The sequence below is a fragment of the Faecalibacillus sp. H12 genome (assembly GCF_013361255.1).
Classification (GTDB): domain Bacteria; phylum Bacillota_I; class Bacilli_A; order Erysipelotrichales; family Coprobacillaceae; genus Faecalibacillus; species Faecalibacillus intestinalis.
In genome coordinates this window covers 1-24680 of sequence record NZ_JABWDK010000031.1, presented here as the reverse complement: position 1 = coordinate 24680, position 24680 = coordinate 1, and the positions used below count along the sequence as shown (strand labels likewise).

The window sequence follows — 24680 nt, the reverse complement described above, 5'->3', positions numbered from 1 at the left end:
TAGTGGTGTATTCCCTACTAGGTCTAAAAAACTGTTTTTAATTTCGCTCATATTTACTTCTCCTTATTCCTATGGATTTAGTATGATTTAACTATATACTATCATTTCTTCTTTGTCAATAAAGATTGTATACATTTTTATATTTTATTATTCAATAATTTGAACATAATCCTATTTTTTGATACTATATTTATAATAAAAATGGAGGTTAACTATGAAGTTAGATACTGTTATTGATGATATTGTTGAAAGTTATCAAAAACACAATGATATTTCTAAGGTCGATACAATTAGACAGCCTGATAAAACAATTATCATTGATATTCTTGAACGTTTACAAGATATTATTTTTCCAGGCTTCTTTGGAAGAAAAGGTCTTAAAAGTGATTATGTTAAATATTATTTAGGTGATCAAATTCAAATTATTTATAATGATTTAAAAAATCAAATCTTACTTGCCTTTGACTATTGTGAAAACTGTAAAGATGCTTGTAAAGAAGAGGAAGCAAGAGATAAAACATTAGCTTTTTTGAAAACAATTCCCCAAATAAGAGAATACCTTGCTACAGATGCACAAGCAACATTTGATGGCGATCCAGCCGCTATTTCTATTTCAGAAATCGTACTTTCTTATCCAGGATATTATGCAATTATGGTCAATCGTATTGCTCATGAATTATATAAATTGAATATTCCACTAATTCCTCGTATTATGACAGAACATGCGCATAGTTTAACAGGAATTGATATTCATCCAGGAGCAACACTCGGCAAATATTTAATGATTGATCATGGAACAGGTATTGTTATTGGTGAAACTACCGTGATTGGTGAACATGTTCAAATTTATCAAGGAGTAACATTAGGTGCTCTTTCTACTCATGGAGGACAAAGCTTAAAGAATGTTAAAAGACATCCTACTATAGAAGATAATGTTACAATTTATTCTAATGCTAGTGTATTAGGCGGAGATACTGTTGTTGGTGAAGGCTCTGTTATTGGTGGTAATACTTTTATTATTAAATCTGTACCAAGTGGTACAATTGTCAATAATAAAGCAGTTATGAGATTCAAGTATTCAAAAACATCTGAAGATTTTAATCAAAATGAATTCGAATAAAAAAAAGGTTGTCAATTGACAACCTTTTTATATAAGTCTTTCATAAAGTCCTGCAACAACAGGTTCCCCATAATCCATTGTTTGATATCCTTGTAATAAAAAACCACATTTTTCATAAAGATAAATTGCTGGCTTATTTGTACATAATACATCTAAACGAATCGCTTTTTGATTTAAGAATTTTGCTATTTCAATAGCTTGTTTAATAAGAAATTTTCCACATCCTCGATATTGAGGATGTATACATAAACGATGCAAAATTAAGACTTCATCATCATCCGCAAATATTTGCCATGATAGCTTGTTATAGCATTCATCATACTCATGATTTAATACCATTGCCCCAATAATTTTATTATCCTTTTCTAAAACATACAATTCATGATGACGAATATCTTTGACGATTTCTTTTTTTGAAGGATAAATATCCCTTCTCCACATAATATCATAAATAGTACCTGCCATTTCATCACTGACAATCCCGTATAAATCTTGAACTCTTTTTAAATCTTTAATGATTGCACGTCTTACTTTCATTTTAAACTCCTATATAATTCCATTTACAAATACAAAAATAACAACAATTGGCAAAATAATTGTAACATAAAATTTCATCCAATTTGGAACTTTCATTCCTTGACCAATATTTGCTTCTTTTTGATAATTTTCAAATCCCCAACCATATTTTGAAGTACAGAATAATAAATAAACAAGTGAGCCTAATGGCAACAATAACTGACTAACAATAAAATCTTCTAAATCTAAAATTGTAGAACCTGCACCTAATGGTTGAATATTGCTTAAAACATTGAATCCTAAAGCACAAGGTAATGAAAGTAAGGTAATTAAAACAAAATTAATGATTACAGCCTTTTTTCTTTCAATATTTAATAACTCCATTGTACAAGCAATAATATTTTCAAAAACAGCAATAACTGTAGAAAGTGATGCAAAAGACATAAATAAGAAAAATAATGCACCCCAAATTTGACCACCAGTCATAGAAACAAAAACATTAGGTAATGTAATAAAAATTAAGCTTGGTCCACTATCTGGATTAATCCCAAAAGAAAAACATGCTGGAAAAATAATTAATCCTGCTACAACAGCAACAAATGTATCTAACATGGCAACATTCGTTGCCTCTTTTAATAAAGTTTGATCTTTATTTAAATAACTTCCAAAAATAGCCATAGACCCAATTCCAATGCTTAAAGTAAAGAAAGCTTGATTCATTGCTGAAACAATCACCTTCATCAAACCAATTTCAGAAATTTTTTGAAAATCAGGATATAAATAAAACTTGACCCCTGCCATTCCACCATCCAATAATAAACCATGAATAGCTAATAGCACAATCAAACTTAATAATCCCGTCATCATCACCTTGGTAATACGTTCAACACCATTTTGTAATCCTTTAGAACAAACAAACATTCCTATCGCTACAACAATAATCATCCAAAAAACATTTGTAGAAGGACTTGCTAGTACTTGTGAAAAAACATTTTGTACATCAGCAGTGGTTAAACCATTAAATTGTCCTGTTAAAAAATTATAAAAATATTTTAACATCCATCCTGAAACTGTCGTATAAAAAATCATTAAACAAATATTTCCAACCAATGACATATAACCATGTAAATGCCATTTTTGATTTGTTTTTTCTAAAGCTTGGAAAGATTTAACAACACTCTTTTTACTTGCTCTACCAACTGAAAATTCCATACTCAATATTGGAACACCAATTAAAAGAAGGAAAAACAAATAGAACAATACAAAGATTCCCCCACCATTTTCTCCTACTACATAAGGAAATCTCCAAACATTTCCTATTCCTATTGCACATCCTGCAGAAAGCAGGATAAATCCAATTCTTGATTTAAATTGTTCTCTTTCTTTCATAAAAACCTACCTTTTCTAACAACACAATCATCATATCATATTGATGAAAAAATAGATAATAAAAAATACTTCAAAATGAAGTATTTTTTAAGCATCTTTTAAGAAAGCTTTGTAAGCTTGATATGTTTCATAAACATCTACTTTACTTACAATTTCCATTGGTGCATGCATATTTAAAACAGCAATTCCAGCATCAATAACATCCATATTATAATTACCTAAGATATAAGCGATTGTTCCGCCTCCACCTTGGTCAACACGTCCAAGTTCAGCAGTTTGATAGTGAATATTAGCATTATCCATCACTGCACGCACTTGTGCTACATATTCTGCAGAAGCATCGTTACTTCCACTTTTACCTCTTGAACCAGTATATTTATTAAAAACAATACCATTTCCAAGATATGCTGCATTTTTCTTATCATTAACATTTACAAATAATGGATCAACACCAGCTGAAACATCACTTGATAACATTTTTGAACGAGACATTGTAAGTCTTGTTTGTACAAAACTATCAATTCCCATTTTTAATAATAATTCTGCAACTGTATTTTCAAAGAATAATGAATGTGCTCCAGTAGCTCCTACTGAACCAATTTCTTCTTTATCTACTAAAATAGCACAACTTGTATATTCACTGACATCACTATCTAAAATAGCTGTAAGTGAAGTATAAGCACAAACACGATCATCATGACCATATCCAGCAACCATTGAACGATCCAAACCATAGTCTCTTGCTTTACCACTTGGTACAACTTCAATTTCAGCAGACACGAAATCTTCTTCTTCAATATCATATTTTTCTTTTAATAATTTTAAAACATTCGCTTTAACAGCATCTTTTTCTTCACCAAATAATGGCATATTTCCTAAAGTAACATCTAAGTTTTCTCCTTCAATTACTTTAGCTGCTTTTTTATCTAATTGATCTGCAGATAAATGAATTAATAAATCACTGATTCCTACAACTGGATCATTTTCATCTTCACCAATGACAACATCAACAACTGTTCCATCTTTTTTACAAACAACACCATATAAAGATAAAGGAATTGTTACCCATTGGTATTTTTTAATTCCACCATAATAATGTGTATCAGCTAAAGTAAAACCTTCTGATTCATATAAAGGATTTTGTTTTAAATCCATTCTTGGTGAATCAATATGAGCCCCTAAAATTCTCATACCTTCAGTAAGAGGTTTTTTCCCAATAATAAATAAAGCAATATTTTTTTCTCTATTTGTTACATAAACCTTGTCCCCTGATTTTAAGGTATCAAATGATTCTAATGGTTTAAAACCTTTTTCTTCAGCTAATTTAATAGAATCTTTAACACAGGCACGTTCAGTTTTATTTTTTGAAATATAATGTTTATAATCTTCATTATAATCAAATACTTCATTTAATTGATCTTTATACTTTTCCCAAGTATTTTTAGCGTACATAATCTCCATCCTCTCTTTAATACTCAAAAATTATAACACTTATTTATTCAAAATGTTCAATTATTTTTATTTTTAATAGATGTAGATTTTGATCCGTTATCATTTGATAATGACAATCAAATTCATAATCACGGTTCACAATCTCTTTTACTTGATTTTCATCAATAAAATCATATTCTGCACTTATTTGTATAAGTTTAACAAAACCATCTTCTTTTATTAATAAACTTACATCTTTTGATTCAATCAAATCTAACAATGATAAAACAAATTCAATAAATTGAATATGATTATAAAATTCATCTTTACTAATCATAATACACATATTGACTTTAGATGACATTTGACTCAAATGCGTTGTAAGTGATAAATCAAATAAATCATTTCCTGTATAAATGACAATATTCACATTAGATACGCGTTCAATATACGAATCAATGATTTTATATACTTCATCTTGATTTTGTGTCTCTAAATATTTTTTTATAGATAACATATAATAAGTTAATGAATGTTCTAAACGATAGAGTTCTTCTTTTGTCCTTTTCATCATATCATATGTAATATTTTGATATTTACGTTCTTCTAACTGTTTTGTAACTTTTTCTTTTTCATTATTAGATTCTTCTAAAAAAGCAAAAAATGTTAATGATAAAAAAACAACAAATATACACAAGAAAATAGTCATAATTGTTTTAAATGTATAACTGCCTTCCATGATTATTCTACCCTGTAAATTTAAAATCAATAAACAAGCTGTCAAATTCATCATCACTAAAACCCAATATTTATTAATAAAATAACGATATCTCTTTTGATATCTTATAAAAAGAACAGATAATAATAAATGATAGATTTTAGCTTCTACGGCTGCTAATAATAGATAATAATGACTTATAAACATCAAGGGTAACAATGCACTCAAGGTAATTAAGAGTTCATTAAATATACACATAAATAAATTATATATATATTCTTTTCGAGTAAAAAATAATAATAAAATATTCCAACATATAATATAAGCAATGGCTAATGGTGCATAATTCGCATCAAAATAGTCACTTATTATTTCTATAGAAAAGGTCATTAATGTATTCAAAACAAAATAGAGTTTTTGTTTTTTAACATGACATAATCGACTTAAAGAATAAGAAACAATAAGTGCTTCTACTAAATTAATTATAAGCTTAATTAGCATTTTTATAAAAAAAGCAATTCATTTTTTATGAATTGCTTTTCTTTCATTTTCTATTCACCAATAATTTCCATCATTGCTTTATGGAATACTTCTGTTTTACTAGCGGCATCATCAGCATCGCTGCCTTTGATTGAGAAATAGAATTTACATTTAGGTTCTGTACCTGATGGTCTTGCTGCAATCCATGAGCCATCTTCTAAGTAATATTTTAATACGTTAGATTTTGGTAATTGAATAGTTGTTCCATCAGAACAAGTACTATTTCCATAGTCTTCAACTTTTACAACTTTAACACCACCAATTTCTTGAGGTGCATCTTTTCTTAAATTATCCATGATTTCTTTAATACGTGCAGCTCCTGCAGCTCCTGCTTTAGATAAAGCAATTTGAGTTTCTTTAAATGTACCATGTTTAGCATATAATTCATTTAAAACATCAACTAAATCTTTACCTTGTTTTTTATAGAAGTTACCTGCTTCTGCAGCAGTTAAAACAGCTTGCACTGCATCTTTATCTCTAACGAAATCTTTAATAACACATCCATAAGATTCTTCATAACCAAATACAAATGTTTTTTCATGAGTTTGTTCATATTTACGAATCTTATCACCAATAAATTTAAATCCAGTTAATGTTTTTTCTACATCAACACCATAACTTCTGGCTACTAATTCACCTAAATCAGAAGTTACGATTGTATTATACATAACTGCATTATCAGGCAACGTTCCTTTTTCTTTCATTTGGCTTAAAATATATTCCAAATAAACAGCTGCTGATTGGTTACCTGACATTAAAACATATTCACCATTATGTTTAGCAACAACTCCCAAACGGTCACCATCTGGATCTGTAATAACTACAACATCTGCATCTACTTCTTTAGCTTTTTTGATAGCTAATTCATAAGATGCTGGAACTTCTGGGTTTGGAGATTTTGTATTAGAAAAATCTGGATCTGGTGCACATTGAGCTAATACTGGCACAAGATCATATCCAAGTCTTGTTAGACATGTTCTAACTGCAATATTTGATGTTCCATGTTGTGGAGAGAAAACAATTTTAAAATCACTTTTATCCATTCCTGGATTAACTTCAATTGCCATAACTTCTTTATAATAAGCTTCATCTACTTCTTCGCCAATCCATGTCATATATGGATAAGCTTCTTCATCAGAGAACACTTTAATATTTAATTCATCTTCTACTTCATTTACATATTGTACAACTTGATCAGCTGCTTCTGGTAATAATTGGCATCCTGTATCATCATATACTTTATATCCATTATGTTCTTTTGGATTATGACTTGCTGTAATCATGATACCACCAGCACATTTTAAATAACGCACTGCAAATGATAATTCTGGTGTTGGACGTAATGATTCAAAGATATATGATTTAATACCATATGTTGCTAATACTTTTGCTGATTCAATCGCAAATTTATAAGACATATGTCTATTATCATATCCAATAGCTACACCTCTTTCTTTACCTTCTGGTAAAGACGCAATGTATTTAGCAAAACCAACATTTGCTTTTTGAATAACATAGATATTTAATCTATTTGTACCTGCACCTAAGATACCTCTCATCCCTGCTGTTCCGAATTCAACATCTGTATAAAATGCATCTTCCTTTGCAGTTTCATCCATTGATAATAATTCTGCTTTTAAAGCAGGATCTAAATCTTCTTTACTAACCCATTTTTGATACTTTTCGTTATAATTCATTTTTACCACCTCTTAATATAAGTATATCAAAGCTCTTTGTCAAAAACTATAGAAAAATGTAACCGTTTTCAAATTATTTTCGTATAATATCTCCCGTTTCGACATTTAAGTATGTCAAAATATCTTGAACCTTGACAATCATTTGAAAACCTCGCTTTCCTGCTGAAAAAGCAACTTCATCAACTTTTAAAATACTTTCATCCATATACGTTGGAAACTGTTTTTTCATTCCTACTGGAGAACATCCTCCTCGCATATAACCTGTTACAGGTAATAAGTCCTTTTGATGGATCATTTCTACATTTTTTCTACCTGCTAATTTAGCAAGCTTTTTTAAATCAATTTCTTCTAAAACAGGAACACAACATACAAGATACTCATTATGGTTATCATGTAAAACAAGTGTTTTAAAAATAGCTTCTGGCACCATATCTACCTGACTTGCTACATGTCTTCCATCTAAATGATCTTCATCATATTCATATTCCTTTATCAAATAAGCAATTTTTGCTTTATCCAACATTCTAAGCGCATTTGTTTTAAACTTCTTAGCCATGATTTACACCTCTGAATTCATTATAGCATAAAAAAAGGGAATCATGTTGATTCCCTTTTCATTAATGCTATTATTCAGCAACTTTTTGTTCTTTGATTACTTTAGCAATTGAAGCAACTACATCTTCTTCGTCATCACCTTCAGCTACGATAGTAACTGTAGCTTTAGTAGGAACACCTAAAGACATAACTCCCATGATAGATTTTAAGTTTACTTCTTTATCATTATAAACTAATTTAATATTGCTAGTGAATTTGCTAGCTTGGTTTACTAAGATAGTAGCTGGTCTAGCATGTAATCCAACTGGATCAGATACTACGAAAGATAATTCTTTTGCCATTATATGACTCCTCCTTAAAAATTTCTATGATACAATTATAGCATCATATTTTTAGAATTTCTAGAGATTTTCTAAAAAAATAAAGCGTTTACATATTTAAATCAAATTTAGTCGATATATACTACATTTTTTTAATTTATAAATTAAAAAAACAGGAAATTTTTTTAATTTTCCTGTTTCATATCATTTTTTCTTGCTATTACCATAAATTTATGAGTAGTAATTTCATAAAATTGGTTCTTTTTGATTTTCTTTAATACATCGGCATAGAAGTTCATAAATTGCTCATATTTTTCCACTCTTTCAGGAGAAATACTCTTCATAAAAGCAAGAACTGCTGATAAAGAATGAAAACGAATATGTCCTACATCTTCATAACTATCAACAATATCAAATCCTATCTCTGTAAGAGTTGACTGACAAGCCTCTTTATTCCATTGTCCTTTTAATTTAAACGGAATAAACATATTAATAATTTCTTTATAATTGTCACTTCCTAATTGATCAACAACTAAATAACCACCTGGTTTTAAAATACGATACATTTCAAATTTATCATAATTAGATAACTCATTAACAACAACATCTAATTTTTCATCTTTAAAAGGCATTTTCCCTTGTGAAGTAAAAGTTGTTACTTTGACACCTTTTTCTTCTAAGGTTTCTCTTGCTTTTGTTGGATTTAATTCTACAGAATACGTAATTGGTGGTAATTTTTCAAATTGTGAAGTAAAATTTCCACCATCTACTGATATAACAGCTAAATGATTTTCTTCATTTAAATAATCTTCAATTATTCTATGTGGTTCATAACTAGGAATTGTTTGTTGCATGAGCTCTTCGCCTTGATTTAAAACAGCTTGTTCTATTTCATTTTTTAATTCTTCACTTTCAACAATATCCTTTTTAAAACGAAAATTAATATAATAATAATAAACAATTTGTGAAAGAGCATCACTAATAACTCCTACCGCAATAAAACCTAACAATTGTAAAAACCACATTGTAGAAAATGCTTTTTCCACAGAAACAATCATATAACAAAGAAATGCTACAAAAATAATTGAAAACTGATTACGATAAACAAACTTTGAATGGTATCTTAAAAAATAACGTACATTTGACATCTTTCTTGCTTGTCTACCTTCAATTTCAGCAAACACTAATCTTAAAAAGATAAGTGTAATTGCATAGAAAACTAATAATACAATATAATATTCCATAGATTACCCCTTATAAATTAAATTTCCTTCCAAATCATAATATGCTTTATGATTTTTCTTTCTTAAATACTTACCATTATATAATTGATATTCTCCTTCAAGAGAAAATACAGATTCACCTTTTTCCATATCATATAAATATGTTGTTCCACTTTTATTTAATAAAGCATAAACTTTACCATCAAATTCAAAAACTTGACTTTCACCCATGAAATAATCATGAATATCTATTTTTCCTTTAGTATTAATAATTTCATACTTACTATTTGTTTCATAGGCTGCATAATATCCTTCTCCAATAGATTCAATCTTTACATAATTTTTAGATTGTTTTGCTCCTTTAGAATTCATTAAATAATACTTTTCACCATCTTTAGAAACAACCGCCACTCCATATTGATCAAAATCTTGAGCATCTTTATAAATTGTTTTAATTGCTTCTTTACCATTAAAACCATAATATTGATATCCTTTATTTTGAACATATACTGGGAAAATATTACCGTGTACCGAAGCAACATTAGGATTTAACTGAATACCTTTAACATCTTTTTCTTTACCATCTTTAGTAAATTTATGTGGACCATAAATATAACTTGCATTTTTAGATAAATAATTATTTACATCTTTATAATAACTTGTTGCTACAACATCCTTTTTACCATCTAAAGATAACAATCTTATACCATCCTCATTTTTTAAAATAAGTGATGAATCTTTGAATTTTACAGAATCTACTTCTACATTTTTTTCAAATTTAACTTTTCCTTTTAAATTAACATAAGCTAAGTTTATTTGTTGTTGATCATATAAAACAAAACCTTTTTTATAATCATTAGCAACAACCTTATATTGTCCTTTTAATTTAATAGTTAAGCTTTCTTCATCATTTTGACTATTTGAAGAAGTATCAAAAAGTACAGTTTTATCTTTATATGCTACTGTAATAAATGAATCTTGATAAATTCCAGCATAATTGATTGCTTTTTTAGAAGTAGTTACAACTTCACCTTCACTATTTAAAACAGAATATTTTTTATTCTTATAGATAACAGGTAAATCATACATATAAATTTTTACCTTTTTACTATCTTTATATAATTCCTTCCCTTGTTGATCATAAATTGTATACTTATCTTTAGCATCTTTAGCAACAATCATATTTTCAACAACGGATAATGTTGTTCCTTTTTTATATTTAATTAATTTTTTACCAGTTGTTGAAATATATTCATATTTTTTATCATGAACAACCACGTATCCTTCATTTTCTACCTTTTTATAAGAAGAATAAATAAACTTTGTTTTTAAATCTCCTTCTGATGTACATAAAGCATATTTATTATTTTTTTCAACAAATAATGTTTGTGTTATTGATTTACTTGAACAACCTGTTATTGTAAGCATCATGATAAGCATGCATGCTAGAAACTTTTTTTTCATGACGATGACCTCCTTGGTATGTTTATTATAACATAATAATGAGTTTATGAAATATTTATTAATTGTTCATGAACTATAAAAAAGGATTCAAAACGAATCCCCTATTTTTCTAATATATATTTAATCATTTCTTGAATTTCTTTTTCATTTTTTGCTCTTAATAAATAAACTTGATTCCCCATTGCCGCTGCTAATGCATCAGGTACAATTTCATGAGAAATAAGTTGATCTTTAAATTTCATACGTATTTGTTGACTATGATGTTTATATTTTAAAACGTCTCTTCTTCCAGCATATCCAATACAATATTGTTGTTTAGGTTCAATAAAACAACGATCATAAATCAACATGTCCGCAAAAATATCATAGACATTTGCGTTATATGAATAATTCATCATATCTGGAATATAGGCTCCAGGTGCTCTCATATTGACTTCTAAACCAACAAGATCTCCTTTTTTTCCTAAACCCTCTTTATCTTTACCTAATCTAAAGAATTCAAAATGGAAGAATTTTTGTTTAGCGTCAAAAGCCTTAACAACACGACTTCCTACTTCTTTAATATCACTACCTTCAACAATTTGTCCATAAAAAGCAGTATCTCCACCTTCATTGACCGTATCCATAATAGATTCCATCATCACATGACTTGTACAAATCAAAATATTTCCTTGACTATCAGTAATACCATCAAAAGTTTCTACAAGACCATCAATATATTCTTCTGCAATAAAGCTAATATTTCGATCCCAATTCTTTAAAAATTCCTTAACTTGTTTATTATTTTTTAATTTATATGTAGAAGAAGCACCCACACCATTATCTGGTTTTACAACAATTGGAAAACCAACTTCTTTACAAAAATCTAAAAGTTCTTGATCATCTTTAAATACTTTATATCTTGCTGTAGGAACGTTTGCTTTCTTATAAACATCTTTCATTTTTGATTTAAATTTCATCACTTCTAATTCTTTTGGTCTTAACCCATGATGAATATTAAAATCTTCTCTTAACTGAGCTTCTAATTCAAGCCAAAATTCATTTTGTGATTCAATATAATCAATGCGTCCATATTTCCCAATAAAAAATCCCATTGCACGATAAACTTCATCATAATTTTGAAGATTATTGACACGATAATATTCTACTAAGCTTTCCTTTGTTTCATTTACTAAATCATCATAAGGTGCATCTCCAATCCCTAAAACTGTAACACCTCTTTCTCTAAGTGATTTACAAAAATTCCAATAATATGTTGGAAAATTTGGTGAGATAAAGACTAAATTCATATTTCGATTTCCCCCCTTTATAAAATATGTCCTAAAAAATAGGGTAATTGTTTACGCCACCAAGGCCAATCATGGTTGACATCGCTTCCCCAAAAGTCACACCATGCATTGACACCTAAACGATCAAATGTTTCTTTCATTAATCCTGTTGATTTAACCATTTCATCTTCCCATGCACCTTGTCCACAACAAAGAATAATATGTCTTTGATTGTATAAATCAACATAAGGATGATTTCTTGACATCCCATTTAAGTACTTTAAAGGACTATTATTATAAATATTTTCATCAACATATTGTCCAAAGAAAAGATCAGTATCATAATATCCACTTAAAGCAATACATCCCATAAATAAATCAGGTCTTCGAAGCATCATATTTGCTGCATGTGTTGCTCCTAAAGAACATCCTGTCGTATAAATCATCTTTCCTGTACCATTAATTTCTTTTATTCTAGGCACTATTTCATCACAAATATAGTAATAAAATTGTTCTAATAAATAACTACGACGTGCTTTGTCTCCCATTTCATCAGAATAACTTTCTTCATCAATGCTTCCGACACAAAACAATTGTACATAACCATTTTCTATTTTATCTTTGATCACATCGACCATTCCAAAATTTTCATAATCTTGAGGATGACCATCTTGTGCTGGAAAGACAAGAAGTGGCACACCACTATGTCCATAAACGATAAAATCCATATTTCTATCTAAACATTGACTGTATTCACTATAGTATTTTTTTTCCATAAAAATACCTCCTACTACTTTTATTGTAGCACAAAGTATTTCCTATTTAAAAACCAAATATTTTTAATCTTAGTTTTTGATTCATCATCAATGATAAAGTTAATTTAACTGTTTCTCTTCCTAATTTTGCTTCTTGACAATCCTTCATAACTATTTCTAATAATTTCATTAAAATATAATATTCTTTTGAATAATGAATCTTTAATTCACTAACAAATGATTCAAAAGGATAAAGTTGGTAGTCTTTTTCCATTAATAAAATTATTCTTTCTACTTCTAAAAGAGATTGATTAAATGATTGTTTTTCTTTTAAATCATCATATACTTCTTTCAAATTATTGAAATATTTCATTAACCCCGCTGGTATTTTTTCTATTTTATCTTTATAAACTAAAACATCTGTAATATTTAAATCTAAATAATCTTCACTTTCAGTAAAAGGTATATAGGCTATTTGTTCTTTTAAATAATTACGATCAACTTCTTTAGAGATAGTAGCCCATTCTTCATCAAAATCTTTTTGATAAAAATCACACAATAATAATAAAGGTAATACAATTGATTTTAATTCGATGATTTCTTTTAATAATTGAAAAACAATTTCCTTATGTTCTACTTCTACTTTTTCTAACTGTTGACTAAAAATCAATACTAAAAAGTGTTTTAATAAAGCATATTGATCGTCTTGACATTCCTTTTGATATTGTTTAATTAATTCTTCTATTATTTTTAAAGAATGTTCCAGCTCTTGATTTTTATCTTCTAATAATCGAAATGTTTCCTCTTTGCCAAATAAATAAAAATAGACCTCTATCGCTGATAAAAAATCATAATGTTCTTCTAAATAGCACTTATCCCAATTACCTTTATGTAAATACCAAAGGTCTGTTTTATATGCGGAATAATGTTGATCCAAGACCGTATTTAACCAACCTACCGTTTTCATTTGATCAACAATTATCCCATTTTCTACTTTTTTTAAAACGGCTAAAGCATATGTAATTTTATGATAAATACAACTCTTTTCTATTTCACAATTTTCAAAATAACTATAATCAAAATCTTGATAATCTTTAACATCCTTTAAAACAATTATTTCTTGATTTTCAAAAAGAACATTTTCTTTTTTCATGATTCCTGCATAATGCAATATATGTTTATATTTTTCACTATATTCTCTATATATTTGATCCATATTCATTCCCCTTTATTCTATATTCTTATTCTATTCCTAAATAACCTTTTCGTCATTGGACAAATAGTACAAAAAAAGAGAAATATTATATTTCTCCACGACAATCAATTACCATATCATTCCATTTAGCATTTCCATGAGTAGATGCTGAAACTTTTACAAATTTAAAACCGCAACTTTCATAAAAAGGAATAAGATGATCTTTACATGTCAAAATAAATCCGTCTACATCATTTTTTCTTTTCTCTACATATTCCTTTACCATTTCTCTAGCATAACCATGTCCTCTATATTCAGGTAAAATACAGACTGAAAAAATCATTTGATATTTTCCATTTTCTTGATGTAAAAAAGCATTTTCGTACATACTATCTGGTAGATTACATTCATTATTTCTTAGACCACCAATATAACCGATTGCTTGATGAGCAATATAAAAAATTTCAAATCCTTCATGATAAACTGCTAATCTTTCTTTTAATGATTGGTAACTTGCTGCCTCTTGTATAGGAAAACAGGTTGTTTCTATATGATAAAGTAATTCTAAATCTTGTATCGTTACTTGTTTTAACATGATTTTCTCCTAAATCATGGCATAAAGACCAACAAAAGGCATGACTAAAATAAGTGCAGGAACAAGATTCATCGCTCTTACATCTAATATTTTAGAAACAGTTAACCCTGTAATCATTGTAATGACACCACCACAAGCCTTAAAATCAGCAATCATTGTTGAATTTACAAATGGTAAGATTGCTTTTGCTAGAAAGAAACATGCAAGTAAAATAAGTAATTGTGGAACACATATTAAACTTTGTGCATAACCTAAAGCAGCTCCAAATAAAACAGCTGTAAAAAAATATAAAACCGATTTAGAAATTAAAACAGATGCATCACCTGACATTCCTTCTGTAAGAGCTCCAAATAATCCCATTCCAGACATTGAAAACATCAAAACAACTAATAAATAAAGATGCATATATTCTTCTTGATTACCATCTATATGAAAAGGTAGCTTATCTAATAAAAATGCAAAGATATCATGAACATGATCATATAAATGACATAGTTCACCAATAACAAAACCTAAAATAATAGCCATAATAACCATAGGCAATGTTTTCACATTTAAAATAGAAGTAATCCCAATCGTAACTGAACAAATCCCAAATACTTTTGGAAGTTCTTCAATAAGATGTTTTGGTAATATTTTTTTAATAAATCCTCCGATAAATGTACCAATAAAGACAGCACATACATTTGTTAGAACGCCAACTGGCATAAAATCACCACCTTCTGTCCTATTATAACAAAACATAAATGAGTTGCACATAGAAAATTATGTACACCAACATATAAAAAAATTGTTAGACCTATATAAGATTTAACAACATGTAAAACAATTCTTTAATTTTATAAGTATTTAATATACCCCATATAATCAAATAAAAGGAAATACAAATGATCGTAAAACCTACTAATCCACCAATTTGAAAATAATACCAAAAGCCAAAAACAATGCATGCTATTAATAATATTATAAATCCACATTTCTTTTTGTACTTCTTTATATAATCATTTACTATTGGTAAATGATAGATATTTATTAATAAAGCAAAAATGACTAACCCATTAAACATACAATTTATAAAATTATCCGTTCTAATAATAGAAGTAGACAATATCAAACAACATAGAACAATCATTGTAATCTTAAATAAACTATTATTTAATATTCCATCAATCTTCACTTTTACATGATTTTTCATATAACACTTTCCTTTTTATTTTGGTAGTGTCAAAAATCTACATTAAATAGCGTAAATACACTACCTTCCAATTTATCTATATAAACAGTAAAATGATTACTGAGTATATCTTAGTAATCATCCTTTTTTGTTTTATCATAAAAAAATAAATAATCATCTAAAACATTATTAAAACAAATTAATTTATTATTCATTTTTTTATCTACAAAATCTTTTACTGAATGAATCATAAATACCTCCTTATTATATAAATGAAAAAAGAATTATAAAATTTGATTCGGAATTGTTACGTTTTTCATTTGGGAGAATGAATTTTATTTTTAATCAAAAGTTATAATTCTTTAAACTACTTAGAATTAAGTTACCAATTTATAAAAGTACGTATTTATGTGTGCATAAAATATAATGATTAAGCATGTATAGAAATGATTTACAGTAAAATTATCTTTTTTATGAGGTTTTAATATTTTTTGGGAAGTTATTATTAAAATGAAAATACCTAATATCATATTCTCATAGATACACCCTATTGTTTCTTTTATAAATTATTCATTCTACTTAAATTCTTTTTTTACAACTACTCAATATTAAATAAGAATTGTTATTTAAACACTTAATGTTTATTGGAGAATGCTACCTGTCTATAAATTTAAGAGTTAGGATCATTAAATGGATTATAATATCTATAATTGTGCAATGTACCAAAATTAATTTTTATCTAGACATCTTTAACAATAATCTTATTTTTAACTTTTAGAATATTAACTTATAAGCCTACCCTCTATCTAAGATTAACAAGCGATTTATAATATTAAGTTTTATAGAGTGGTAGCTTTTTAGATTGCTATTAAAATCTAAAAGCTTTCATTATTTTGTGTTGTATCACCTTCTATAAATATTTTAATGAATAAGGTTTATATGTAATAAAAATTTAAAGAAGTATTAAAAAACGAGCTTGTACCTATTCATTAATAATTAACTACTTTAGATAGCAAACTGAACCGATTGAGTTTAGTTTACCTAAGCTACAATAAATGCTTTAATATTTTGAACACATCTATTTATAACTTGATGGTATGATAGCATACAATTTTATGCGTTTTTTCCCATATTTATTATTTATCTATTTAATTTTTTGAGAATATTAAAATAAACAGTCCCTATCAAATTTTTAATATAGAAAATATTGCAAGAAGAATATATTAAATCCTTTTGACTTTATAAACATATTCAATATTTTGGTAAAGTGGACTTATTCAACGTATTGAAAGGACTTTTCTAGCGTAACATTCAACTCAGCAAGTCTATGTTTTCAATTTATGAGTACAGGATAACTTAGTAAACATTTGTATAAGTGCTTTAGCTGATATCTAATAACCAAAACTTTTAGATGGTCAGGTTCATCGTAATGATTGATCCGCCCCATCGGAATTTAATGAAAAATAGCAGTTGATCAAGTCTATCGGAATAAGTGATCAATTAGAGTGGAATAATCATTTATCAATTATTTTCTTTTCACTTTTAATAAGAAAAAAGTTTTTATTTCCACAATTAATAATAAGTCTCTATTTTTCAATAACTATTGTAAAATTATATCTTACTTAAGATAATATTTTAATTTTAAAGATAAAAAATTCTTCATCCTGCAATGCTTTATATTCTATATTGTAATTATTCAGAATATTACTTACAATATATAAACCTAATCCATTACTATTTTCCTTATTTAAATCAAATTTAACATCAAATATTTCATCCATATTCGAAATTTTATTGTTACCGTATGAATTTTCTATATATAACCAATCATTAACCATCCCAATATTAATTACCCCATTTACATCAGTATATTTTACCGCATTACTAATCAAATTAGATAAAATAATCTTTAAAGCTGTTTTTCCTATATAAACATTCTCATCTAATATATAATTATTGACAGTTATTTTCTTTTGATGTGCTAATATTTCATACTTTTTTAATACATCTTCTAATGTATCATTTATTTTCAAATATTCTTCATCATTATTCAAATTTTCTATAGAATGAACTGATAATATTTGAGAAATATTTTTTGTTAAACTATCAACGATTTCAATGCATTCATTAATATAAATATCTTTTTCTTTATATTTTCCAATATTGTATTTCATGTTTTCCAGTATTATTTTAAGACTAGCAAGAGGAGTTTTAAGTTCATGGGATGCACCTTTAAAAAAGTCATATTTTAACTTTTCTAATTTTAAAATTTCTTTATTTTTAAATTCTAAATCGTCAATTGTTCTTAATAAAGTAGAATACAAATCATTAATTTGTTGTTTTAATTCTCCAACTTCATCATTAGAGCTAACTTCTAAACGTATTTTTTTATCAAGTTTCATCATTTTATCAGTAACAATTTGTATTTCTTGTACATTGTTTTTTATTAATTTTGCATAAATTAAAGAAATAATAGAAGAAAATAAAATTGATATTAACAAAGAATATGGTAAAAATTTAAGACTTAAATCTTTTGCATCTTTTTGCATATCAGCTGTAGAGACAAATTGTAGATATGTTTTTTTACCATCATTAAGCTTTATTTCTCTTTCTTCAATTATCAAAGAATTACTATTACTTTCTAAATTAGTATCTATATTATCTTTGATTTTTATTTCATTATTATTATTATTTCTTTCTTTTATAAATGCCTTTATTTCGCTACTTTTAGAATAAAGTTCCAAGGTTTGTTCTATATATTTTATTTCTTTTCCATTCATAATACTGGAAATTTCATTTGCTTTATTATAGACCTCTTCTTTTCTGGTCTCCAAATATGTTTTAGGAAAAATAAAGAAAACTAATAAATGAACTAATATAATTATTATTCCAAGAACAGAAAATATTTGTATGAACATTTTGGGAAATATCTTTAATTTTTTCATTTTCTCATTTTATCTCCAATTTATATCCCACATTTCTTATAGTGGTTATGCAGTCTAATTGTAATTTTTTTCTAAGTTCTTTTATGTATACGTCTATTACTCGATCGTAAGGAATTTCTTCGCTATCTTTCCATACATAATCAATAATTTGCATTCTAGTTAATACTTGTCCATTATTATCCAATAGACACTTTAATACATCTAGTTCTTTTGCATTTACATCTATTTCTTCATCATTTATTTTAGCTGTATAGCTATTAAAGTTAACCGATAAATCCTTATATTCAAACGTCTCTAAATGTCCATAATTCTTCTTAATCAAAGAATCTATTCTAACCTTTAAGACTGGCAATGAAAATGGCTTTTCTACATATCCATCTGCTAAATTAGTAAATGCATCAATTTTATATTCTTCATCACTAAATGCAGTCAAGATTAGAATTGGTAAATTGCTTTTCTTTCTAATTTCTTTCAACACTTCTAAACCATTTATAAAAGGTATCTGAATATCTAAGATAACCAAATTTATAGCGTTATTAAATTTTGACAAAGCTTCTATTCCATCTTTAGCTTGAATAACAGTATATCCAAATTCCAAAAGATATTCACTTATTCCCTCTCTGATCATATTATCATCTTCAACAATTAATATTTTCATAAATACCTCCTCTTAAGCCTATACACTTATATTATACAGAATATTATTTGATATTTAAAAGTAAAAAAATTTCGGTGCTAGAAAGCACCAAAACTTTTAATTATCGTCAATTAATAATTCTTTTGGGTTTTTTCTTAATATATTGAATGAAGAAACAATCAATGAAACAAGTAGTATTAAACTCATAAATATAACTACATAAATTATGAACTTAGGTACTACATTTATATCTAAACTTGATAATGTCTTATTAAATCCTTCAGCTTCTGCCCCACCACCTAATTGGCTAGATGCAGATTGTCTAGCTATTTGTTTAGCTATATCACCAGTAACTTTATTCAATATATTATTTCCAAGTTTGCTAGCTGTGTATTGAGCTAAGAAATAAGAACCAACGAATGCGGGGATTGATATAAATATCATCTCAATTAGGAATTGACCAAAAATTTCTAATTTTGATATACCTAATGATAGTAATACTGCTATTTCTTTCTTTCTAGCATTCATCCATAAGAATAGTAATAATGAAACTACAACTCCTGCAAATATTAATGAACCTACAAATAATTTATTTGAAATTGAGTAGATACCTGATATAGATTGTTGTAATGCAGGGTAATTTGATGAACTTTTAATCAAATTATATTCTCTCCAATTTATATCTAATTTCCCAAGATCTTTTATGACACTATCAAGATTCTTATCACCTTTTACAAAGAATGTTGCATCTTGGTATACAGCTGTATCTTCTGTATTACCATAAACTTTAGCGGCCGTATCAATATCAGTGATTAATGTATTTTCGTATAGTTCCTGTGCTGCACTTACTCCACCACTATTATGCCCATCGAATAGACCTTTAATTTCTACTTCTACTGTTTCATCTGCACCTTTTTCATTATCAGCGTCAAATAAATTAGATTTTAATTTTATCTTATCTCCAACTTTAAGATTATTTTTTTTAGCTAAATCTTTATGCATTAAGATTTTATTTTTATCTTCATTTTCTAAATGCTTTCCTTCTACTAATTTATATGCTTCTGATACAAATTTTGTTTCTTTTGATGAGTCATTAACCCCAGTTAACATAACTGTTCTTTTGAAATTCTTCGCTCTTTCAGGCGATTGATTCGCAAGAGTCTCTTGAGTTTCAATAATATCATAATCAACTAAATCTGCAACACTGTTTATTCTTTTTACATAGGATTCTACACTATCTGTTTGAGATATCTTTTTAATATCTTCACCTTTTACATTTCCCCCACCTCTAGGTGTTCCTGGATTAACTTGTCTATTTATCTCCATAGAAAAACTATTTGTTATATTAGCCAATGTTTCTTTTGAAGCTCTGTCCGTAGCATCTTTAATAGATAAACTAATAAAACTTAAAATTGACATAGATAAAATAACTAACATAATAATTAATGATTTTAAGCTTTTTCTAGTTACATAAGCAAATGCATTTTTTACCATTATTCAACCTCCAAATTCATTTTATTTACTTTTTTCAAATTTTTACCACTTAGTTCTAAAATAATATCCGCAGAATCTGCTACTTCCTTACTATGTGTTACAACTATTACACATTTATTTTTGTCTTTAGCCAACGTCTTTAATATATCAATTATTTCTCCAGCAGTAACACTGTCTAAATTACCAGTAGGTTCATCAGCTAGTATTATTGGCGCATTTGATACCAATGCTCTAGCAATAGCTACTCTTTGTTGCTGTCCACCAGATAATTTCATAACATTTCTTTTTATTTGTTTTTTATCTAAACCTAGCTCAAACAAGATACTTTCATCTGCTGATTTGTTTACTAATCTAATATTTTCAATCGGTGTTAAATAATCTATCAAATTGTAGTTTTGAAATACTAAAGATATATTATTTTTTCTATGATTGTTATATCCTTTCTTTTGTATATCTTCATTCTTAAACAATATTTTTCCTGTTTTAGGTTTATCAAGTCCAGCAAGTAAGGAAAGAAGTGTAGTTTTTCCTGTCCCTGACTTTCCTACGATCGCATAAAACTTCCCAAGTTCAAATTTTTGATTTACTCCTGACAAAACTTTTTCTTTAGAATTTACATAACTATATGCCACATTCTTTATTTCTAATATATCCATTATTTTCTCCTAACTTATTTTTGATAATATTTCTTTAGGCTTCTTGATTAATATTAATGAAGAAGCAAATACAACTGATAAAACAATAATACTTATTAATATTAAATAACTTTGTCCAAGTGCTACTATATTTAACATAAAACCACTATTATTTATTAAACTTCCACCGGAAATTATTGAATCCTCTGAGTTAATGAATCCATCTACAATTACTTTTAGTAACACATTTCCTAAAAGTAAGGAAGATATTATACTTGGCATCGATATGAATATTAACTCGAATATAAATTGCATTATAATTTGCATCTTAGATGTTCCAATAGATAAAAATATACCTATTTCATAAACTCTTTCTCTTAACCATAGAACTAAGATTAATGAAAGAACAATCATTCCTCCTAACATAATAGAATAAGTCATTACTTTTATTATATGTTTTATTCCACTTACTGACTCTAAAGATTCTTCAAATACATTAGAATCTTTTTCAATGGAATACTTTGATTCATCAATTTTAAGCTCTTTCAATTTATTTAAGACTAAGTTTGTAGATTCTAAACTACCAGAATACATTAAAATTTTATTTGCAATTTTATTATTTTCTAAGTTATTTAATATCTCTTGGCTTGTTGAATAATCCACAAAAACCATGTTTTCACTAAAATCAGAAGATAGACCTGTATATGTTTCCTGTTTTTTACCAGAAAATATTCCTATAATTTCAAATTTATGACTCTTTATTTTTCCACTTTTTTCAGTATCTAGTAATTCAAGATCAACTTCATCACCTAATTTTAGATTGTTTTGTTTAGCGAATTCTTCATGAACAATAATTGAGTTTTTATCATTTTTCTCTATATTTTTACCTTCTTTAATTGTAAATACTTCACTATTAAATAAAATGTTTCTTTTAGTATTATTTGTAGCTTCGAGTGAAACAACATTCTTAAATTTATCAGATAAATCTTCTCTATTTATTTTTTGCTCTCCACTAACTACTTTAGCACCTTTTAGTTTTGCTAATCCATCATATTGAATTATTATTTCTTCAATTTCTTTTAATTTTTCAATATCCTTAAATTGATTAACATTAAAATATTTACCATCTTTTTTTGTTATTGATATTGAAGAATTAGAACTTTCGTATAAAGTCTTTTCTATTTCATTGCTTGATTTCATTATTGTTAAACAAGAATACAAACAAGAAAGAACTATTGTTAAAATAACAAAAATAATAAATGTTCTATTTTTTTTTCTTGTAATGTATGCTATTGCGTTTTTTATCACTTTTTTAATAAGCTCCTCTCTATTTTTTTATTCCACAACTAATTGTATCCACAGGACAAGCATTTTTGCATCGTCCACATCTGATGCATTCTAGATGATTATAATTTTCAACTGGATCTATATTCATTTGGCAAACTTTTTCACATTATGCACTTTTCTTCGTCTAGTCTATATCTGAATACTGAAATTGGGCTAATAACTGAATAAATAGCTCCCAAAGTCCAAGCATACCAATTGGACTAATAAGCTTACAAAAATATGGAGACCCTTGTCCTAAAATATCAACTAAAAATAGAGGAAGTATTATTACAAATACAATCGATATTATATATTTCAATTTTCTCAAATTCTTATCAAGCTTAAATGTCTTACTTTTTTGATTCTATCCAATTCCAACACACTCCAAGCAAATCTTCTCCAATTCAACTCTAGTCGCTCCATGACCATATCCATAGTAAGTCATAGTCATATTAATAAAGACAATTACTAAAGAGAAATTACGGCCTTTTTAAAACTAATTAATCATATACCTTTCACCGCTTTACATTTACTTATTTTTTATTTTTGTTAATTCTTTTTCAATTACTCACTTGTTTTTACCATTATCATCAACATTATCTGTAACAACACTAACAATATTAAAACATTTAATTTTTATTTCGTTCTAAACCTCAACTAAATTTGGAATCTCTTTTACACAAACTTTACGTTAAATTGTAAATACGTTTACCATACTTCTCAAAATATTTACTTGTAAAATCCTAACCATTTATGTCTTTTAGTAATAGTTTACGTAAATTCCTAACTGATTATTTTTTAAATGCTTCTGTATTTTCTAAATCAGTTTTTTCTGATAGAACAAAACCGTTTTTAGGACGTTCTTTTTTTTCTATAATTTGAATCTCAGTTTTTTTAAATTCATTCAGAAGTTTAATTTCAGATCCGCTGTTTGTACTAAAATAGCAATCGTATTTTCCATCACTTGAAACTCCTATTTTAGTATGAGTATCACATTTTGTCATTTTAGATATTTTTTCTTCTGATGTATTTTTTTCAAATATACCAATAGTTCCAATTCTTTTAAGCCCATTTTCCCATTTTTCATAACCACCTTCCTTTTTATTAACAACTGCTTTTTTTTGCTCTTTAGTCATTTTATTAAAAGTTAAAAAAGCATATTTTAATTCCTTATCTATAGGACTTTGATCATCTAACATCGCTATCTTTTTATCATTCATATACTTTTTAAATTTATTTGAAAGTTTAAATTTAAGACCTAAATATTCATAAACATATTCTTTTTTTGTTTTTAAAGTATAATCTGATGGCTTAAATGTTGTATTTTTATCCTTTTTGTTAGTTGACGTACCCTTCTCTTCAGAACTTATTGATTGTCCTTCTTTAATTTTATTGCTTTCATTACTTTTTTTACACCCAACTGTACTTAAGCTCAAACATAACGTAAGTAATAGGAATGCACCTCTGGCTACTTTTTTTTTCATAATTTTATCCTCCTTTATTCCTCCTTTTTTTTTAAACAAAAGCCTTTTATAACTACTTTCAATAATATTATACATACCATTTATGAAACGTTGATGAAATACAATTTTTTATTTTTCCAAATCACAGTATAATAATATAAATATTGATGTTAGTATAAAAACTGTACAAGTTAAATGGAAGAATTAAACATCATTTGGT

At 27.0% G+C, this 24680-nt stretch carries 23 protein-coding genes; 1 reads left to right on the top strand and 22 read right to left on the bottom strand.

The window, feature by feature from the left end:
• The first annotated feature begins 214 nt into the window (after positions 1-214).
• The gene (locus HUU89_RS12655) at positions 215-1120 is read left to right on the top strand and encodes a serine O-acetyltransferase (RefSeq protein ID WP_032089919.1); all 906 of its coding nucleotides are present in this window, start codon (positions 215-217) and stop codon (positions 1118-1120) included.
• A gap of 27 nt (positions 1121-1147) precedes the next feature.
• Here HUU89_RS12655 and HUU89_RS12650 read toward each other — a convergent pair whose 3' ends face one another.
• From HUU89_RS12650 to HUU89_RS12545, 22 genes are all read right to left on the bottom strand, one after another.
• Positions 1148-1657: a GNAT family N-acetyltransferase gene (locus HUU89_RS12650; protein WP_052010845.1), complete on the bottom strand. Its 510-nt coding sequence runs from the start codon at positions 1655-1657 to the stop codon at positions 1148-1150.
• A 9-nt stretch (positions 1658-1666) separates the two neighbouring features.
• The gene (locus HUU89_RS12645) at positions 1667-3025 is read right to left on the bottom strand and encodes a sodium-dependent transporter (protein ID WP_175301944.1); all 1359 of its coding nucleotides are present in this window, start codon (positions 3023-3025) and stop codon (positions 1667-1669) included.
• An 87-nt stretch (positions 3026-3112) separates the two neighbouring features.
• Positions 3113-4477, bottom strand: coding sequence for an aminopeptidase (locus HUU89_RS12640; protein WP_175301943.1), 1365 nt, complete (start codon positions 4475-4477; stop codon positions 3113-3115).
• A 43-nt stretch (positions 4478-4520) separates the two neighbouring features.
• A complete protein-coding gene (locus tag HUU89_RS12635) occupies positions 4521-5675 on the bottom strand; it encodes a hypothetical protein (protein ID WP_175301942.1) in 1155 nt (384 codons plus the stop codon).
• Between the two features lie 50 nt (positions 5676-5725).
• Entirely contained in the window at positions 5726-7411 is a 1686-nt protein-coding gene (locus HUU89_RS12630; protein WP_032089915.1) for a phospho-sugar mutase, read from the bottom strand.
• Positions 7412-7484: 73 nt separating this feature from the next.
• A complete protein-coding gene (gene ybaK, locus HUU89_RS12625) occupies positions 7485-7967 on the bottom strand; it encodes a Cys-tRNA(Pro) deacylase (protein WP_032089914.1) in 483 nt (160 codons plus the stop codon).
• A gap of 70 nt (positions 7968-8037) precedes the next feature.
• Positions 8038-8307, bottom strand: coding sequence for a phosphocarrier protein HPr (locus tag HUU89_RS12620; RefSeq protein ID WP_032089913.1), 270 nt, complete (start codon positions 8305-8307; stop codon positions 8038-8040).
• A 164-nt stretch (positions 8308-8471) separates the two neighbouring features.
• Positions 8472-9530, bottom strand: a complete 1059-nt coding sequence (locus HUU89_RS12615) for a class I SAM-dependent methyltransferase (protein WP_032089912.1) — start codon at positions 9528-9530, stop codon at positions 8472-8474.
• Between the two features lie 3 nt (positions 9531-9533).
• A complete protein-coding gene (locus HUU89_RS12610) occupies positions 9534-10973 on the bottom strand; it encodes a hypothetical protein (protein WP_175301941.1) in 1440 nt (479 codons plus the stop codon).
• A 101-nt stretch (positions 10974-11074) separates the two neighbouring features.
• On the bottom strand, positions 11075-12262 hold the full coding sequence (locus HUU89_RS12605; protein ID WP_032089910.1) for an acetyl-CoA carboxylase biotin carboxylase subunit family protein: 1188 nt from the start codon (positions 12260-12262) through the stop codon (positions 11075-11077).
• Positions 12263-12279: 17 nt separating this feature from the next.
• Positions 12280-13017, bottom strand: coding sequence for an esterase family protein (locus tag HUU89_RS12600; protein WP_175301940.1), 738 nt, complete (start codon positions 13015-13017; stop codon positions 12280-12282).
• Between the two features lie 46 nt (positions 13018-13063).
• On the bottom strand, positions 13064-14212 hold the full coding sequence (locus HUU89_RS12595) for a hypothetical protein (RefSeq protein ID WP_147580814.1): 1149 nt from the start codon (positions 14210-14212) through the stop codon (positions 13064-13066).
• A gap of 85 nt (positions 14213-14297) precedes the next feature.
• Complete coding sequence (locus HUU89_RS12590; RefSeq protein ID WP_052010844.1) at positions 14298-14786, bottom strand: GNAT family N-acetyltransferase; 489 nt, start codon at positions 14784-14786, stop codon at positions 14298-14300.
• Between the two features lie 9 nt (positions 14787-14795).
• On the bottom strand, positions 14796-15494 hold the full coding sequence (locus HUU89_RS12585) for a DUF554 domain-containing protein (RefSeq protein ID WP_175301939.1): 699 nt from the start codon (positions 15492-15494) through the stop codon (positions 14796-14798).
• Positions 15495-15585: 91 nt separating this feature from the next.
• A complete protein-coding gene (locus HUU89_RS12580; protein WP_175301938.1) occupies positions 15586-15981 on the bottom strand; it encodes a hypothetical protein in 396 nt (131 codons plus the stop codon).
• 1601 nt (positions 15982-17582) lie between these two features.
• On the bottom strand, positions 17583-18905 hold the full coding sequence (locus HUU89_RS12575; RefSeq protein WP_147580812.1) for a histidine kinase dimerization/phospho-acceptor domain-containing protein: 1323 nt from the start codon (positions 18903-18905) through the stop codon (positions 17583-17585).
• A gap of 4 nt (positions 18906-18909) precedes the next feature.
• Entirely contained in the window at positions 18910-19563 is a 654-nt protein-coding gene (locus HUU89_RS12570; protein WP_175301937.1) for a response regulator transcription factor, read from the bottom strand.
• A gap of 96 nt (positions 19564-19659) precedes the next feature.
• Positions 19660-21036, bottom strand: coding sequence for an ABC transporter permease (locus tag HUU89_RS12565; RefSeq protein ID WP_032089902.1), 1377 nt, complete (start codon positions 21034-21036; stop codon positions 19660-19662).
• The gene (locus tag HUU89_RS12560) at positions 21036-21692 is read right to left on the bottom strand and encodes an ABC transporter ATP-binding protein (protein ID WP_032089901.1); all 657 of its coding nucleotides are present in this window, start codon (positions 21690-21692) and stop codon (positions 21036-21038) included. The genes HUU89_RS12565 and HUU89_RS12560 overlap by 1 nt, the downstream gene beginning before the upstream one ends.
• A gap of 9 nt (positions 21693-21701) precedes the next feature.
• Positions 21702-22979 carry an ABC transporter permease gene (locus HUU89_RS12555; RefSeq protein WP_175301936.1) on the bottom strand — a complete coding sequence of 426 codons (1278 nt, stop codon included), beginning with the start codon at positions 22977-22979 and terminating at the stop codon, positions 21702-21704.
• A gap of 19 nt (positions 22980-22998) precedes the next feature.
• Positions 22999-23106 (bottom strand): 4Fe-4S binding protein, encoded by a 108-nt coding sequence (locus tag HUU89_RS15150; RefSeq protein WP_254697781.1) that lies wholly within the window; start codon positions 23104-23106, stop codon positions 22999-23001.
• Between the two features lie 682 nt (positions 23107-23788).
• Entirely contained in the window at positions 23789-24481 is a 693-nt protein-coding gene (locus tag HUU89_RS12545) for a hypothetical protein (RefSeq protein ID WP_254697780.1), read from the bottom strand.
• Between the last annotated feature and the right edge of the window lie 199 nt (positions 24482-24680).

Bases quoted from the DNA above. Each gene is read 5' to 3' on its own strand.
- HUU89_RS12650 (WP_052010845.1), bottom strand. From the start codon at position 1,657: ATGAAAGTAAGACGTGCAATCATTAAAGATTTAAAAAGAGTTCAAGAT.
- ybaK (WP_032089914.1), bottom strand. From the start codon at position 7,967: ATGGCTAAGAAGTTTAAAACAAATGCGCTTAGAATGTTGGATAAAGCA.
- HUU89_RS12600 (WP_175301940.1), bottom strand. From the start codon at position 13,017: ATGGAAAAAAAATACTATAGTGAATACAGTCAATGTTTAGATAGAAAT.
- HUU89_RS12570 (WP_175301937.1), bottom strand. From the start codon at position 19,563: ATGAAAATATTAATTGTTGAAGATGATAATATGATCAGAGAGGGAATA.
- HUU89_RS12575 (WP_147580812.1), bottom strand. From the start codon at position 18,905: ATGAAAAAATTAAAGATATTTCCCAAAATGTTCATACAAATATTTTCT.
- HUU89_RS12655 (WP_032089919.1), top strand. From the start codon at position 215: ATGAAGTTAGATACTGTTATTGATGATATTGTTGAAAGTTATCAAAAA.
- HUU89_RS12590 (WP_052010844.1), bottom strand. From the start codon at position 14,786: ATGTTAAAACAAGTAACGATACAAGATTTAGAATTACTTTATCATATA.
- HUU89_RS12640 (WP_175301943.1), bottom strand. From the start codon at position 4,477: ATGTACGCTAAAAATACTTGGGAAAAGTATAAAGATCAATTAAATGAA.
- HUU89_RS12565 (WP_032089902.1), bottom strand. From the start codon at position 21,036: ATGGTAAAAAATGCATTTGCTTATGTAACTAGAAAAAGCTTAAAATCA.
- HUU89_RS12635 (WP_175301942.1), bottom strand. From the start codon at position 5,675: ATGCTAATTAAGCTTATAATTAATTTAGTAGAAGCACTTATTGTTTCT.
- HUU89_RS15150 (WP_254697781.1), bottom strand. From the start codon at position 23,106: ATGAATATAGATCCAGTTGAAAATTATAATCATCTAGAATGCATCAGA.
- HUU89_RS12585 (WP_175301939.1), bottom strand. From the start codon at position 15,494: ATGCCAGTTGGCGTTCTAACAAATGTATGTGCTGTCTTTATTGGTACA.
- HUU89_RS12595 (WP_147580814.1), bottom strand. From the start codon at position 14,212: ATGGATCAAATATATAGAGAATATAGTGAAAAATATAAACATATATTG.
- HUU89_RS12545 (WP_254697780.1), bottom strand. From the start codon at position 24,481: ATGAAAAAAAAAGTAGCCAGAGGTGCATTCCTATTACTTACGTTATGT.
- HUU89_RS12620 (WP_032089913.1), bottom strand. From the start codon at position 8,307: ATGGCAAAAGAATTATCTTTCGTAGTATCTGATCCAGTTGGATTACAT.
- HUU89_RS12560 (WP_032089901.1), bottom strand. From the start codon at position 21,692: ATGGATATATTAGAAATAAAGAATGTGGCATATAGTTATGTAAATTCT.
- HUU89_RS12645 (WP_175301944.1), bottom strand. From the start codon at position 3,025: ATGAAAGAAAGAGAACAATTTAAATCAAGAATTGGATTTATCCTGCTT.
- HUU89_RS12610 (WP_175301941.1), bottom strand. From the start codon at position 10,973: ATGAAAAAAAAGTTTCTAGCATGCATGCTTATCATGATGCTTACAATA.
- HUU89_RS12580 (WP_175301938.1), bottom strand. From the start codon at position 15,981: ATGAAAAATCATGTAAAAGTGAAGATTGATGGAATATTAAATAATAGT.
- HUU89_RS12605 (WP_032089910.1), bottom strand. From the start codon at position 12,262: ATGAATTTAGTCTTTATCTCACCAAATTTTCCAACATATTATTGGAAT.
- HUU89_RS12630 (WP_032089915.1), bottom strand. From the start codon at position 7,411: ATGAATTATAACGAAAAGTATCAAAAATGGGTTAGTAAAGAAGATTTA.
- HUU89_RS12615 (WP_032089912.1), bottom strand. From the start codon at position 9,530: ATGGAATATTATATTGTATTATTAGTTTTCTATGCAATTACACTTATC.